This is a genomic window from Neohoeflea coraliihabitans (assembly GCF_019334345.1).
GTDB classification, from domain to species: Bacteria; Pseudomonadota; Alphaproteobacteria; order Rhizobiales; family Rhizobiaceae; genus Pseudohoeflea; species Pseudohoeflea coraliihabitans.
This window is the reverse complement of sequence record NZ_JAHWQX010000002.1, coordinates 263,325-277,698: the sequence shown is the minus strand read 5'-3', so window position 1 is coordinate 277,698 and position 14,374 is coordinate 263,325. Positions and strand designations below refer to the sequence as shown.

The window sequence follows — 14,374 nt, the reverse complement described above, 5'->3', positions numbered from 1 at the left end:
ATCATGAGCGACATGAAATCAGCAACGACGGTCGGTAGGGCGAAAACCCGGCGAAAAGGGGTTCTCCGCCGCCTGGGACGGACGATTCTCAGATCGAACAGTTTCCAGAGCACTGCCGCCTTGCTCGTTGAGCGCTGGTTCCGCTTCACCTGCGCCAGCAACCCTGAAATGCTCGGCAGTGACGATCTCAATGCCGTGGTCGGCGATCGCTGGCCTGTCATCATCGCATTGTGGCATGGCCAACAGCTTCTGGTGCCGTTCCTGGCTCCCCCCGAGCAGGACTTTGCCTGCCTCTTCTCGCGCAGTGCCGATGCCGAGATCAATGCGCGCATCGTGCAGCGCATGGGCTTCACCGTCGTGCGCGGATCAGGTGGCCGCCACCAGCGGTCGGCTTCGGCAGCGAAGAAGGGCGGAGTGAGCGCCACCCTGGCCCTCTGCAATGCTCTGAACGCCGGCTCCAGCGTTGTGATGATCGCCGACATTTCCAAGGGCGAACCGCGCCGCGCCGGCGAAGGCATTGTTCGCCTGGCCCGCCTGTCCGGGCGCCCGATCCTGCCCGTCGCGGTCGCAACCAGCCGGTACCATGTAATCGAGAAGAGCTGGGACAAGACCACGATCAATCTTCCCTTCGGCAAGCGCTGCGTCCGGATCGGTGCGCCGATCGAGGTGGCCGCCGACGGCGCGCAGCAGACGCTGGACGCGGCGCGTGAGGCGGTAACCGCATCGCTCAACCGTCTGACCGAAGAGGTGTACGCCGCCGTGGAGAAATCCTCTTGAGCAGCGGCTGGGCGCGCGCGGCGCTGTTTTCCTATCGATGGCTTGGGGCAGTCCTGTTTCCTCTGCTCTGGCCCTATCTCGCCGTCCGCACCGCGCGCGGCAAGGAAGAGGGCGGGCGCCGCCGCGAGCGCTATGGCCGAACCGCCGTCGCCCGTCCGGAGGGACCGCTGATCTGGTTCCATGCCGCCAGTGTCGGCGAGACCAGCGCCGTGGTCCCTTTGATCAAGGAAGTCCAGCGCCGTGGCATCCAGGTGGTACTGACCACCGGAACCGTGACATCGGCAGCGATCGCGCGAGAGCGGCTCGACGAGACGATCATCCACCAATATGTGCCGATCGACATCAAGACACCGGTCTCGCGATTTCTCGATCACTGGCGTCCGGACATGGCGATCATTGCTGAATCAGAGATCTGGCCGATGACCATTCTCGAGCTGGGCGCCCGCCATACGCCGCAGATCCTTGTCAATGGCCGGCTGTCGGATCGCTCCTATCAGCGCTGGCTGCGCAGCCCGCATCTCGCCGATGCCCTGTTCGAGAATCTGTCGCTGGTCGTTGCGCAATCCGAGGTCGATGCCAAACGCTTTGCCGATCTCGGCGCCCAGCAGGTGGCGGTGTCCGGCAATCTCAAGGTCGATACCCAGGCGCCCCCCTGCAACATCGAGGACCGCGATCGCTACCGACGGCAGATTGGCCGGCGTCCCGTTTGGGCGGCCATTTCCACCTTCGAAGGCGAAGATGAAATCGCCGTTGATGTCCACGCCGCGCTGGAGCCGCATCATGGCCAGCTGACCATCATCGTTCCGCGGCATCCTGAACGTGGGGACGCCATCGCGGCCATGCTAGCCGCACGCGGATTGACCGTCGCCCGCCGATCGCATGACGATGACATCACACCGGAAACCGATGTGTTTCTCGGCGACACGATCGGGGAAATGGGCCTGTATCTCAGCCTTGCATCGATCGCCTTCATCGGTAAGTCGCTGACCGGCGAAGGCGGTCAGAACCCGCTCGAACCCGCCATGATGGGCTGCGCCATCGTTTCCGGACCCAATGTGCAGAATTTTCGCGACATCTATGCGCGCCTGATCGAGAACGGCGGAGGACGCTTCGTCGCAGATACCACCGAATTGATCGAGGAAGTTCATTTTCTCCTTTCCGATCCCGCCGCTCACCCGCGGATGGCTGCCGGCGGCGAGAAGACCATCAGGCAGTTGCGCGGCGGATTGAAGTCGACCATTCGTGCGCTTGAACCCTATCTCAACCCCCTGACGGTCAAGGCGCGGCTGCAGACCCGCGGCCCGCATGATCGCGCCCACCGCGGGCGCAGCCAATGGTAACCGAGGCGCCGCCCTTCTGGTGGGAGCGGCCCGGCCTGAGGGCTGCGGCGCTGGTGCCTTTCGGCTTTGTCTATGGCCGCATCGCGCGCCGCATCATGGAGCGCCGGCAGCGGCATGCTGTTCCCGTCCCGGTGATCTGCGTCGGCAATCTGACCGTCGGCGGTTCCGGCAAGACGCCGACCGCCCTTGCGCTGGCCTCTGCCGTCGAGGCGCGGGGCCTGCGCCCGGGATTTCTCACACGCGGCTATGGCGGCGCGGTTCGCCACCCCACGCTGGTCGATCCGGAACGGCATCTGGCCCGGCTGGTTGGCGATGAATCCATGCTGCTGGCGCGCCGCGCCCCGACCGTGGTCGCGCCGGACCGGGCCGCGGGTGCCGAACTGCTGGTGCGCGAGGGCGTCGACGTGATCATCATGGATGACGGCTTCCAGAGCGCCCGCCTGATATTCGATCACGCCGTGCTCGTGGTGGATGCCCGGCGCGGGCTTGGCAACGGCCTGATCTTCCCTGCCGGTCCGGTCCGCGCACCGATCATCGATCAGATGCGCCTGGCCGATTCGCTGCTCGTCGTCGGCAAGGGCGAGGGGGCCGATCCGCTCATCCGTATTGCTGCCCGCGCCGCCAAGCCGGTTTACAGCGCCAGGCTGGTGCCATTGCAGGCGGAGCGCTTGCATGGCCGCCATTGGCTGGCCTTCGCCGCCATCGGTGATCCGCAGAAGTTTTTCGAGACCCTGCGGCAAGCCTCCGTCGATGCGGCCCGCACGCGCAGTTTCGGGGATCACCACCATTTCAGCAGCGAACAGGCGGCTGAATTGCTCGATGAAGCCGAAACTCTGAGCCTTGGCCTTGTCACCACGGCAAAGGATTTTGTCCGGCTGCGCGGCGGCCTCGGTCGTGTCGGCGAATTGGCAGAAAAAGTCGAGGTGCTGGAGATCGACCTGGAGTTTGATCAACCCGAGGCCGCAGCGGCGATCGTCAAGCAGGCGCTCAAGCGTTTTGAACGGCGCAGCCGGTCGGCCTGAATTGTCGGGTATATCGGACAACCTGAACCGACCGCTACGGGCAGGTGGTCATCACCCGCCGGCAGCGCGAGAAAAGCGGCGGTTACCTGAAACGCACTGCATTAGGCAGGCGTTGAACCTGCCTTCTTCTCGGCTTCGTAGGATGCATTGACATCGACATAGGCTTCCTGCCGCGCCACGCTCCAATATTTCAGTTCATCGACGGGAATACGCTCCTCGGTCACCGCGCAGACAACGAAATTGCCCGGCGAAAGAACTTGGATGTCTCCATCCAGATATCGGATCTGTGCCGGGTGCGAGCCGGGTCCTTCAAAACGGTTCATGCGAAGATCATCTGCTGGCCGCCGGCAGAACGCCGTCAGCGCTGTTGCTTGATGCGCCACGATCATCGGGCGCGCGATGTGATAAGGTCATTTTCCCACGCTCGGTTCGGAAAAACAAGGCCGCCGCACTCTAGCGGCGCGCGAAAAGCCGCTCGATGTCGGCAAGCTTCAAGGTCACATAGGTGGGGCGGCCATGATTGCACTGCCCCGACCCCGGGGTCGCCTCCATCTGCCGCAGCAGGGCATTCATTTCCTCCGCCTGAAGCCGCCGGCCGGAGCGTACCGAGCCGTGGCACGCCATCGTTGAGGCGACGGCTTCCAGACGCTCCTGCAGGCCGCTGCTGTCGCCCCATTCGGCCAATTCCTCCGCGAGATCGCGCAGCAATCCGGCAATATCGGTCTCGCCCAGCAGGGCCGGCGTCGCGCGCACGGCGATCGCCCCGGGCCCGAACCGTTCGAGCGCCAGACCGAGGGTTGCGAATGTGTCGGCCTGTTCTGCCAGCCGGTCGCAATCATCTTCCGGCAGGTCGACGATCTCCGGCAGCAACAGCATTTGCGAGGGCACCGGTCCGCTGTGCAGGGCTTGCTTGAGACGCTGAAACACCAGGCGCTCATGCGCGGCATGCTGATCGACGATCACCAGTCCGTCCTCGGTTTGGCTGACGATGTAGTTCTCGTGCACCTGCGCCCGCGCCGCGCCGAGCGGATGCGCGATTGTCGCACTTTGCACCTCATCCTGCGGCTCGCTGCGCGCCGAAGGAGCCACCTTATCCGAAAATTGCGGTTCGGCCTCGCTGGCCTGCGGTCGGTACGGCGAGGTTTCCGCGGTCCAAAGGCGCTGCGGCTCACGCAGACCGATCGGCGCCGCGCCGCTGCCGGAACTGTGGGTGGGCATCGGTCGAAAGGCCTGCTGCAGGCCCTTTGAGGCGAGTGTCGATGCCCGGTCGCCTTCCGCCTCCAGCGTCTGCCGCAGGGCGCCGACGATCAGCCCCCGCACCAGGCCGGCATCGCGGAAGCGCACATCGGCCTTGGCCGGATGCACATTGACATCGACCAGGACGGGATCGAGCTCGAGACGCAGCACCACCACCGGGAAACGCCCGCGCGGCAGCCGATCGGAATAGGCGGCTCTGACCGCCGAAAGGATCTGCCTGTCCTGAACCGGCCGGCCATTGACGAACACATACTGTCCCAGCGAGTTGGCGCGATTGAAGGTCGGAACACTGATATGCCCCCACAGGCGCACCCCCTCCCGCATGGCGTCGACAGCAATCGCATTGTCGGCAAACTCGCGTCCGAGCACCTGCCGGATCCGCTCGAGGGCATCGTCGGTGGCGGCAAACTCGCTGGTCATCCGGTCGCTGCCCGACAGCACCAGGCGCACGCCCGGAAAGGCGATCGCCATCCGCCGCACGACTTCGGTGATCGCGCCCGCCTCGGCACGCTCTCCCTTCAGGAACTTCAGACGCGCCGGTGTGGCGAAAAACAGATCCCGCACTTCGATCATCGTGCCGGGATTGGCCGAAGCGGGGCGCAGCGGTCGGTCCGCACCGCCGTCGAGCCCCACCTCGAACCCGCTGTCGGCGCCGGCCACCCGGCTTGTGATCGTCAGTTTGGACACCGAGCCGATCGACGGAAGCGCCTCGCCGCGAAAGCCGAGCGTGCGAATGGCGTTCAGCCCGCCAGCCATCTTGGACGTGCAATGCCGGCGAATGGCCAGTTGCAGGTCTTCGGGCGACATGCCATGCCCATCGTCCACGACGCGCACGAGCGCCTTGCCGCCCGCTGCCGTTGCGATCTCGATCCGCCGGGCGCCGGCGTCGATGGCGTTTTCGAGCAGTTCCTTGACGACACTGGCGGGCCGCTCGATCACCTCGCCGGCGGCAATCTGATTGATCAGTGTTTCGGGCAGCTGCTGGATGGTCATGCCTCATGTTCCCGGATTCGCGTCGCCGCGCAACGTGCGCGCCACGAAATACCGGCGAAAATGCGCAAGCTGGCTTGCATCGTCCCCGCCGGAAAGCGTTTCTGCCTCCACCTGCACCGATATCAAGGAACTCCGACTCATTCTCTCCCTGCCGTAGCAAGCGGCAAGACCGCGCAATTGCGCGTGTGGTTAAGTTTCGTTTAACACCCTTGCTCCATTGTCTGCATGGGGCATGAACGACGGGACATCAAATGATCGACCTGCGCCCCTGCAGGCGAAGATGGCCTGGCCGCATGATGCAGCACGGATGCGCAAACTTTTGAATGTTCAGCGTCAGGGGCCTCGTGTTGAACACACACGATATTTTTTCCGAAACGGATCATGTCTCGCTCTTGCAGGCGCTGGGTTGCGCTGTCGGGGCGGCCTTGTGCGTTTTCGACCGAAATGATGTCTTGCTGTATGCGTCCGCCGATATGCAGTGCTTCTATCCGATCCCCGACGCTGCGCTGGTGCCGGGCATTCGTCTGCGTGATTTTCTGGGAGCCGTCTATGACAGCGGCGTGCGCCCGGGGATGCAGAATTGCAGTGACAGCGAGATCTCGCGCCATGACTGGATAGCCGAACGCACCGCTCTGCACTGGCGCGAGCGCCACGAACAGGTGGAACAACTGGTCGATGGACGCTGGGTCAAACTGGGCAAGCGCCGGCTGCCAAGCGGTGTGGCGCTGAGCTACGTTGTCGATATCACCGAGCAAATGCAGCGCGAGCGTCATCTCAGCCACATGAGCGCGCGCAGCGAACTTGCCCAGCACATCCTCGACAAATTGCCCAACCCCATTCTCGTCAAGGATTCGCGGCTGCGCTACATTCTTGTCAACGAAGCTTTCTGCCGGCTGCTCGGGCTGGATTCCCATGCCATTATCGGCCGGACCGCCAGTGATCTTGTCGGGCCGGAGGCTGCCGCGCGCTTCGAAGCCAATGAGCGGGAACTGCTGGTGACCGGCACGCCCGTCGAATATCGCGAGGATATTCAGCAGGCGGATGGCAGCGTCTTGCAGTCGATGACGCGCAAGCAGAGAACCGGCAGTGCTTTCAGTTACTTCATCACGGTCTCGATCAATCCGATCGCCAGCCAGCCCGTAGCCGCGGCAGCGCCGGAGCAGCCCCAGCCAGCTGACTGTGCCTCCGGTGCGATGACCGGGCCGGACGGAGGCCAATCCGCGTCGGCATCAGCAATCGATGGACGCCGGGTTCTGGTCGTCGACGTCAATGCCGCGCGTGCCGCCGCCCGCGTCGATGACTTGCGGCGCAAGGGCAACGACGCCCTGCCGCTTCCCGATCTCGCCCGGTTACCCTCTTTTCTCGCCATGGCCAACCGCATGGCCATTACCATTGATCGTCTTGAACTGTCTCCGGACATTCAGGCTCAACTGGACGCGGGCATGGAAGCGCCGGTCAATGACGCATTGACTGCTCTGCGCGCCGCCGGGACCTTGATCGAGGAAATGCCGATTGTCGGCGTCGGTCGGATCCACCCGGACAGACCGGCGCTGGCGCAGTCGCAGCCGTCCGGGTCCTCTCACGGCGCAACTGCAGCGCCCGCAACCCGCGCGGCAAGTGCCGGGGTCCTGAGAGGCCGGCGGACTGACGCCGCAGACCAGCGCCCCCGGGTGCTGGTCGCCGAAGACAATGAAATCAACCAGGTCGTCTTCCAGCAGATCCTTGATGATATTGGTGTCGATTACCGTCTGGTCGGCAATGGCCGCGATGCCGTCGTGGCCTGGCGCGATCACAAGCCGGATCTCATCTTGATGGACGTCTCGATGCCGATAATGAGCGGCCACGACGCCACGCGTACCATTCGCGCCGCGGAAAATGCCGAGGGAAAAGCAGATTTTCATGTGCCGATACTCGCCATAACGGCGCATGCATTGGCTGGTGATTGTGCTGAGTGCTTCGCAGCCGGGATGGACGACTATCTCACCAAGCCGATCAGTCCGGAAAAGCTGCAACTGGCCATCGATACTTGGGCGGGTCGCCGGATACATCGTGACAGTCCCGCTTGAAACTGAAGCTGTTCAGTTTCGATGCGTATTAGTACTTCGTAGTAGGACTACGTTAGGAAATTGCGTGCACTTTGTGTGCACGAAACGCAGTTGGGGCAAGAGATTGTGAGCGAAGCCGAATTCGATTTCGGAGAAGCGGGGGGGCAGGACCTATTGGTCTCCGGAATGACCGATCCACTGACGGGCCTGGGCAACAAGCGGCGCCTGATGGACAAGATCCGCAAACTGGCCGCCGAACGGGCCGAAGATCCGGCGCCCTTCACGATCGGTATTGCCAATATCGACGGCTTCAAGCCGATCAACGACCTGTTCGGGCACGCTGCTGGTGATGAAATCCTCTGCCAGATCGCGCACCGGCTGCGCGCCTGTCTGCCTGATGGCGGCTTTGTCGCGCGCATCGACAGCGATGAATTCTGCTTCGTGCTGCCCTTGGTCTTCGAAAAGAAGGGCGCCGAGAAGATCGGCCGGATGTTCAAGGAAGTGCTTTCCGCGCCCTATGATCTGGGGGATCGCAACGTTCGTCTGTCAGCATCCTTCGGTTTTGCCATCTATCCATTTGCCGGCGAACAGTTCGCCGAACTGATGAAAAGTGCCGATACGGCGCTGTATCGATCCAAACGCCGCGGCCGCAGCCAGATAACCGTCTATTCCGAGGAGATCGCCGAGGAAATGCGCTTCGGCACGGAGGTCGAGCAGGCCCTGCGCCGCGCCATTATCGCCGACGAGATGGCTGTGCATTTCCAGCCGATCGTCTGCATCAGGGACGGCACGATCCGCGGCTTCGAAGCGCTGGCGCGCTGGACCGATCGCGAATTGGGCTTTGTCTCTCCGGGCGTCTTCATTCCGCTCGCCGAGGAGCGCGGCTTCATCGATTCCCTGACGGAAACCCTGTTGCGCAAGGCCGCACGGACGGCGAAGGACTGGCCGGCCAACGTGTTTTTGTCGTTCAACCTGTCCTCGGTACAGCTGACCGATCCGACGACAAGCTTGAACGTTCTGGCGATCCTGAATTCGGTGGGGCTGGACCCGCGCCGGCTCGAGCTTGAAATCACCGAAACGGCGGTGATGAGTGATCCCGAAACCGCCGCCAAGGTGATCAACGAATTGCGCGCCGTCGGCATCCGCATCGCGCTTGACGATTTCGGCACCGGCCAGTCGAGCCTGGGTCGCCTGCGTGATTTCGCCTTTGACAAGGTCAAGATCGACCGCTCGTTCATCAGCGAGATCACCGTGGATCGCTCCGCCGAGCATATCGTGCGGGCCGTCCTCGCCATGTGTGAGGGGTTGCACCTGATGCCGATCGCCGAAGGCATCGAGACGCCGGAACAGGCCGCCAAATTGCTCGAACTCGGCTGCGACGTCGGGCAGGGTTACCTGTTTGGCAAGGCAGCCGGCGCCGACAGATCCTTTGCGATGATCCGCGAAGAGCAGGACCGCCTGATCCGCGCGCGTGAACGCGCCAATGGCAGCGAATCCGCCGAAACACGGCGCCTGCAGACCAGGCGATAGGACCGCCATCCGGCGCTCTCGCTCACCGATCCGCGTCGATTGTCAGCCAGCATTCAAGCAAGCCACGTTGCATGGCGAGATCTTCGTCGATCAGCCGCACCTTGCTGCCGCAGGCCGAGAGCGCTGCCTCGTAAAGTTGCGCGGCATCACCGCTCGCCACCAGCGTCACCTGTTGCGCGCCGCCCTCGGCGGCCGCGATCTCGGCACCGATCAGCAAACCGGCCAGCCGGTGATCGTTGTCGACAGGAGTCCGTTTATAAAGCCGGGACGCCGCCGAGATCCCCTGGATCAGGTGGGTAAGACGTTCGGGGGCGAGAAAGCCGTCGCGAACACCCGTCAGAAACGCCGGCGCGCGGGCCGCCTCCGGCGCGGCGATGGCTTCGGGTTGCGTCGAGGCACCGGCGCCCTGCAGCCTCCTGTGGGAGGCAAGTCCATGCACCAGATCCTGCGTGGCATAGCTGCGAAATTGCATGAGGCTGGCGCCGGAAACCGTGGCCCAGGCGCAAGGCGATCCGGGCAGACAGTACAGCTCGCCGCCGCCTTCCAGCGCCGCACCGAGCAGGGCCGTCGCCTGCCCATCGAGAAGATCCGGCTCGTCGTCGCTGTGCCGGGCAACGCCGGGAAGAAGCAGGATTTGCCGGTCCCCCGCACGCACCTCAAGATGCGCCGCTGCAAGCGCGGCGAGCGTTAACGGAAGGTCCTGATAGCCGGCGTCAGGCAGATGCTGTGAACCGCCGGCCTCGCCGCAGATGATCGCCGGCAGATCCGCTGGCACGTGCATCTGCGCCAGTCGTAAATTCAGAGCATCCAGGTCATCCGGCGGATCGCTGACCATTTCAGCCAGGATGGTGCCATCCCGGCTCAGCACCCATATCCGCTGGCGCCAACGCTCCAGTGCGACAGCCGCGACGCTTGCTGCCGGACCCATCAAGGGCTCAGGAACCGGCGGCGCGGCGTGAAGACACCCGGCGCCGCCGCTACGCTTCGATTACGCGGTCGGAAAGGCATAATCGGCGAATTGTTCGCGCAGCGCGACCTTCTGAATTTTGCCGGTCGCGGTGTGCGGGATTTCCTCGACAAACACCACATCGTCAGGTGTCCACCACTTGGCAATCTTGCCATCGAGAAAGCCGAGCACATCCTCCTTGGTGGGCGTTGTGCCCTCCTTGCGCACAACGATCAGAAGCGGACGCTCGGACCATTTCGGGTGCGCGATACCAATCACCGCCGCCTCGGCGACGTCCGGATGCCCGACCGCCAGATTCTCGATGTCGATTGAGGAAATCCACTCCCCGCCCGACTTGATGACATCCTTCGATCGATCGGTGATCTGCATGTAGCCATAGCGATCCATATGCGCCACATCGCCAGTATCGAACCAGCCATCATCGTCAAACTGATCGGCGCCGCGCTCCTTGTAATAGGCGCGGGCGATCGTCGGCCCCCTCACTTTCAGACGACCGAAGGTCTTGCCATCCCATGGCATCTCCTCATTGTCGTCATCGGTGATCTTGATCTCCACCATGTAGGGCGCGTGTCCCTGTTTGCTTTGCACGGCAATCCGCGCATCGCCTTCAAGCTCGGCATATTCCGGCTTCAGCGAGCAGACGGTTCCGACCGGGCTCATTTCCGTCATGCCCCAGGCGTGCATCACATTGACGTCGTACTTCTCCTGGAATGTGCGGATCATCGCTGGCGGACATGCCGATCCGCCAATCACCACGTGACTGAGGTCGGGGAGACTGCCGCCATTTGCTTCCATATGCTGCAAGAGCATCAGCCACACCGTCGGGACGGCGGCCGTGATCGTCACCCGCTCGCTGGTCAGAAGTTCGTAGATCGATTTTCCGTCCATCGCGGGGCCGGGGAACACCATCGTCGCGCCGACCAGCGGCACCGCGAAGGCCGTCGACCAGCCATTGGCATGAAACAGCGGCACCACCGGCATCAGCCGGTCACTCGCCCTGACATTGAGCATGTCCGGCTGGACCGTGGTCAGGCCGTGCAGCACGTTCGAACGGTGCGAGTAGAGCACACCCTTGGGATCACCCGTCGTGCCGGACGTGTAGCACATGCCGGCGGCCGTGTTTTCATCGAACTTCAGCCATTCGAAGTCGTCGTCGGCCTCACCGAGATAGGTCTCGTAGGAGACGGCGCCCGGCAGACTGGTCTCCGGCATGTGGGCATCGTCGGTCAGGATGACCACTTTTTTCAAGGACGGCACCTTCGCCGCGATGGATTCCATCAACGGCACGAAGGTCAGATCAACGAAAAGCAGCCTGTCCTCGGCATCATTCATGATCCAGGCAATCTGCTCGGGAAACAGCCTGGGGTTGAGCGTATGATAGATGGCGCCGATCCCCATGATGCCGTACCAGCTCTCGAAGTGGCGCCATGTGTTCCAGGCCATCGTCGCGACGCGATCGCCCATCTGAACGCCATCCGCCTGCAGGCGTTTGGCGAGCTGCAGCGAACGGCGGCGCACCTCCCGATAGGTCGTGCGGTGAATCGGTCCTTCGACCGAGCGTGAAATGACTTCGCGATCCCCATGCGAACGGGCGGCGTGGTCGATGACCGTATGCGCGAGCAACGGCCAGTCCTGCATCAAACCAAGCATCTAGATTCCATCTGTTTTCGTGCGTTTCCCGGCGCGCATTCTAGTGATCGGCGGGGTTCGCACAACAGCTAATGCGCCGTAACGGAAGGCTTCAGTTGTGTGCTGGAACTCCAGAACAACATCGTCTTGATCGGCAAGAAAATGAGTCCTGTCTGCAACAACAAAAAAAGAATTCGACAAAAATGCAGTTCAACGTCGCCTTGTGGAAAAACTTATGCTAAAAAATGAATGCGGCGGAAGAAAACCAACAAAAAGAATGGGCTCTCCATGAGAATCGTCGTGCTTATCGGAACATCGTATGGATGATCGGTCGATCGAAGCGTGCTTGCCGGCACGGCTGATCAAGCAAATCGAGCTGTCCGCCTCGCAGTTCGATGTGTTTCGCTCCCTTCGCGAAATCACCGATCACTACAACTACCGGTATTTTTCCGTGAACTCCTTGCCGCGTGATGGCAGGCTGCGTTTGTCGGATTCGGTGATCATCACCTCAGCGCCGTCTGATCTGGTTATGCGTCATGACGAATATGACCGGGTTTCGAAGAATCCTGTCCTTGCCAAGGCGCAAAAAAGCGGTGCCCCCGTGCAATGGGTTTTCGGAACCTCGGCCGCTGGTGAGGAGGATCCCGATCTCGCCAAGATTCGCGAGGTGCTTGGCGAGTACGACATTTCGAGCTGGCTGGCGATTCCCGTCTTTACCCCCGGGCAGGGCGCCGCGATCATCTCCTTCCTGGGCGACCGTGGGCCCGTCGGCACTCCGAAACTCGCTGAATTGTGCTTGCTGGCGTCGATGGTTCAGGATCGTCTCGCCCAGGTTTCGGCACCCGAGAAGTCGATCGCCTCGCCCCTGACCGAACGCGAGCTGGAATGCCTGGTCTGGACAGCCGCTGGCAAGACCAGCGTCGAGATCGCCAAGATACTCAGCCTGTCGGAACACACGGTCAATCACTATCTCAACAATGCCACCCGCAAGAGCGGGACGGTCAACCGCACCCAGACGGTGGCGTTTGCCCTGCGCAACGGCTGGATCGATTAATCGCATTCAGGACGCAATTGCATCAGGTCGCCGCGCGAGCGCGGCGACGTTCTAGCGGGATCCCGCCGGCGTCTCCACGCCCGCTCCGGTGGCCAGCTGCCGCAAGGCCTCTCCATAGCGCTGCACATCATCGAGTTTGCCGGCCAGAGGCTGCCAGTCGTCGTCCCTGACGATCGCGGCCCATAGGGATTCCACCTCGTCGATCAACAGGGTCGGCGGCACTGCCCCCAGCGCTTCCAATCCAGGCTCGCTGGCGCCCGCGGCGCGGTCACACCGGCGCAGGGCGGCCAGCGCCTCCTGCCACCGCGGCGTATCATACCCGGCGGCCTGCGGACTGGCGGCAATCCGCCCGGCGCCGCCGCCGCCGGCCAGGTCATGCAACGTCTGGGCGAAGGCAAGCCGGCTTTCGGTCATCGCACCGAACACCTGGCTGGCCAGGCGGTAGCCATCCTCCGCCGTTTTGGCGCGTAAGCCGAGCCGCCACAGGAACCGTTCGCCCAAGGCCGCTTCAAATCGCGCCGGATAGGTCTCGAGCACCGCTTGCAGCGCCTCGATGTCGCACAATGGCACCAGGCATTCCGCCAGCCGCGCCAGATTCCACAACAAGGTGTCGGGCTGCCGGCCAAAGGCGTAAAGGCCCTGGTGATCGAAATAGGCGGCCGTGAACTGCGGATCGAGCACCGGCAGAAAGCGCCATGGTCCGTAATCGAAGCTTTCGCCGGTGATCGTGATGTTGTCGGTGTTCAGGACCCCATGCACGAAGCCGGCCATGAACCACTCGGCCCCGAGCCGGGCAACAGCCCCGGTGACGGCATCGAGAAACCCGTCGACGCCGCCCGCGGCGGGCCAGTACTCGGCTATGCAGTAATCGACCAGCCGCTGCATTTCCTCATGCTTGTCCTGGTACAAAAGCCGCTGGAAGGTGCCGATGCGCACATTGCTGTGGTTGAGCCGCACCAGAACGCTGGAGCGGGTGGGGGAGGGTTCATCGCCGCGCTGCAACGCCTCGCCGGTTTCGACCAGGCTGAGTGTGCGCGACGTGGTCACGCCAAGCGCCTCCAGCATCTCGGTGGCAAGAATTTCGCGCACGCCGCCCTTCAGCGTCAGCCGGCCATCGCCGCCGCGCGACCAGGGTGTGCGCCCCGATCCCTTGGTGCCAAGATCCATCAGCCGGCCCTGATCATCGCGCATCTGCGCGAACAGAAAACCGCGCCCGTCGCCCAGATCCGGATTATAGACCCGGAACTGATGGCCGTGATAGCGCAGCGCCAAAGGCTCCGGCAGATTGTCGGGCAGGGGCTCAAAGCGTGCGAAATGCTGTACCCACGCTGCGTCATCAAGTCCGTCAAGCCCGATCTGGGCTGCCGCGTCATCATTGCGGAACCGCAGCCGCGCCTGCGGGAAATCGGCCGCTTTGACCACATCGTAAAAGGCATTGCCCAGCCGCGTATGGCGAACGTCCGGACGGTAGGTGGCGCATCGGTCGTCGCGCGCCCCGCGCCGCACGGTGGTCACCGCCGATGCACTGTTTGCCCCGTCCGCGGCGGCATCTTGCGCGTTTGGTATCCCATCACTTCGGGGGGATTGATCAGACAAATTGGCCTCTCTTTTACCCCGCCATATGGGGCAGGGGTGGTGGGTGTAAAGGCGGCCCGATCGCCTTCAGCGATGGGGGGTAGAAGCTATCCCTGTATCAGGCACAAAAAATATCTCTTGCCTATTGCATCGCGTAGGGAAGTTTCCCATATCCAGTTCAACGC

General features: G+C 63.0%; 11 protein-coding genes. 6 read left to right on the top strand and 5 right to left on the bottom strand.

Annotated elements, in window-relative coordinates; genetic code table 11:
* Window positions 1-3: 3 nt before the first annotated feature.
* From KY465_RS07340 to lpxK, 3 genes are read left to right on the top strand one after another with little or no spacing between them, the layout of a single operon-like run.
* Entirely contained in the window at window positions 4-777 is a 774-nt protein-coding gene (locus tag KY465_RS07340) for a lysophospholipid acyltransferase family protein (RefSeq protein ID WP_219201029.1), read from the top strand.
* Window positions 774-2,117 (top strand): lipid IV(A) 3-deoxy-D-manno-octulosonic acid transferase, encoded by a 1,344-nt coding sequence (gene waaA / locus KY465_RS07335; RefSeq protein ID WP_219201028.1) that lies wholly within the window; start codon window positions 774-776, stop codon window positions 2,115-2,117. The genes KY465_RS07340 and waaA overlap by 4 nt, the downstream gene beginning before the upstream one ends.
* Window positions 2,111-3,139, top strand: coding sequence for a tetraacyldisaccharide 4'-kinase (lpxK, locus tag KY465_RS07330; RefSeq protein ID WP_219201027.1), 1,029 nt, complete (start codon window positions 2,111-2,113; stop codon window positions 3,137-3,139). Before waaA ends, lpxK begins: the two co-directional genes overlap by 7 nt.
* A 101-nt stretch (window positions 3,140-3,240) precedes the next feature.
* Here lpxK and KY465_RS07325 read toward each other — a convergent pair whose 3' ends face one another.
* Both KY465_RS07325 and mutL read right to left on the bottom strand, forming a co-directional pair.
* Entirely contained in the window at window positions 3,241-3,462 is a 222-nt protein-coding gene (locus KY465_RS07325; RefSeq protein ID WP_219201026.1) for a DUF2093 domain-containing protein, read from the bottom strand.
* 130 nt (window positions 3,463-3,592) lie between these two features.
* Window positions 3,593-5,389, bottom strand: a complete 1,797-nt coding sequence (gene mutL, locus KY465_RS07320; RefSeq protein WP_219201025.1) for a DNA mismatch repair endonuclease MutL — start codon at window positions 5,387-5,389, stop codon at window positions 3,593-3,595.
* A gap of 347 nt (window positions 5,390-5,736) precedes the next feature.
* Between mutL and KY465_RS07315 the strand changes: the two genes are divergently transcribed.
* A complete protein-coding gene (locus KY465_RS07315) occupies window positions 5,737-7,455 on the top strand; it encodes a response regulator (protein ID WP_219201024.1) in 1,719 nt (572 codons plus the stop codon).
* 102 nt (window positions 7,456-7,557) lie between these two features.
* The gene (locus KY465_RS07310) at window positions 7,558-8,964 is read left to right on the top strand and encodes a putative bifunctional diguanylate cyclase/phosphodiesterase (RefSeq protein WP_428982985.1); all 1,407 of its coding nucleotides are present in this window, start codon (window positions 7,558-7,560) and stop codon (window positions 8,962-8,964) included.
* Between the two features lie 22 nt (window positions 8,965-8,986).
* Here the strand turns inward: KY465_RS07310 and KY465_RS07305 are convergent, their stop codons facing one another.
* Both KY465_RS07305 and KY465_RS07300 read right to left on the bottom strand, forming a co-directional pair.
* Window positions 8,987-9,892, bottom strand: coding sequence for a 2-dehydro-3-deoxygalactonokinase (locus KY465_RS07305; protein ID WP_219201023.1), 906 nt, complete (start codon window positions 9,890-9,892; stop codon window positions 8,987-8,989).
* A gap of 60 nt (window positions 9,893-9,952) precedes the next feature.
* Window positions 9,953-11,581 (bottom strand): long-chain-fatty-acid--CoA ligase, encoded by a 1,629-nt coding sequence (locus KY465_RS07300; RefSeq protein ID WP_219201022.1) that lies wholly within the window; start codon window positions 11,579-11,581, stop codon window positions 9,953-9,955.
* Window positions 11,582-11,879: 298 nt separating this feature from the next.
* Between KY465_RS07300 and KY465_RS07295 the strand changes: the two genes are divergently transcribed.
* Window positions 11,880-12,614: a helix-turn-helix transcriptional regulator gene (locus KY465_RS07295; RefSeq protein WP_219201021.1), complete on the top strand. Its 735-nt coding sequence runs from the start codon at window positions 11,880-11,882 to the stop codon at window positions 12,612-12,614.
* Window positions 12,615-12,665: 51 nt separating this feature from the next.
* Here KY465_RS07295 and KY465_RS07290 read toward each other — a convergent pair whose 3' ends face one another.
* Entirely contained in the window at window positions 12,666-14,129 is a 1,464-nt protein-coding gene (locus KY465_RS07290; protein ID WP_346432609.1) for a protein adenylyltransferase SelO, read from the bottom strand.
* Window positions 14,130-14,374 lie beyond the last annotated feature (245 nt).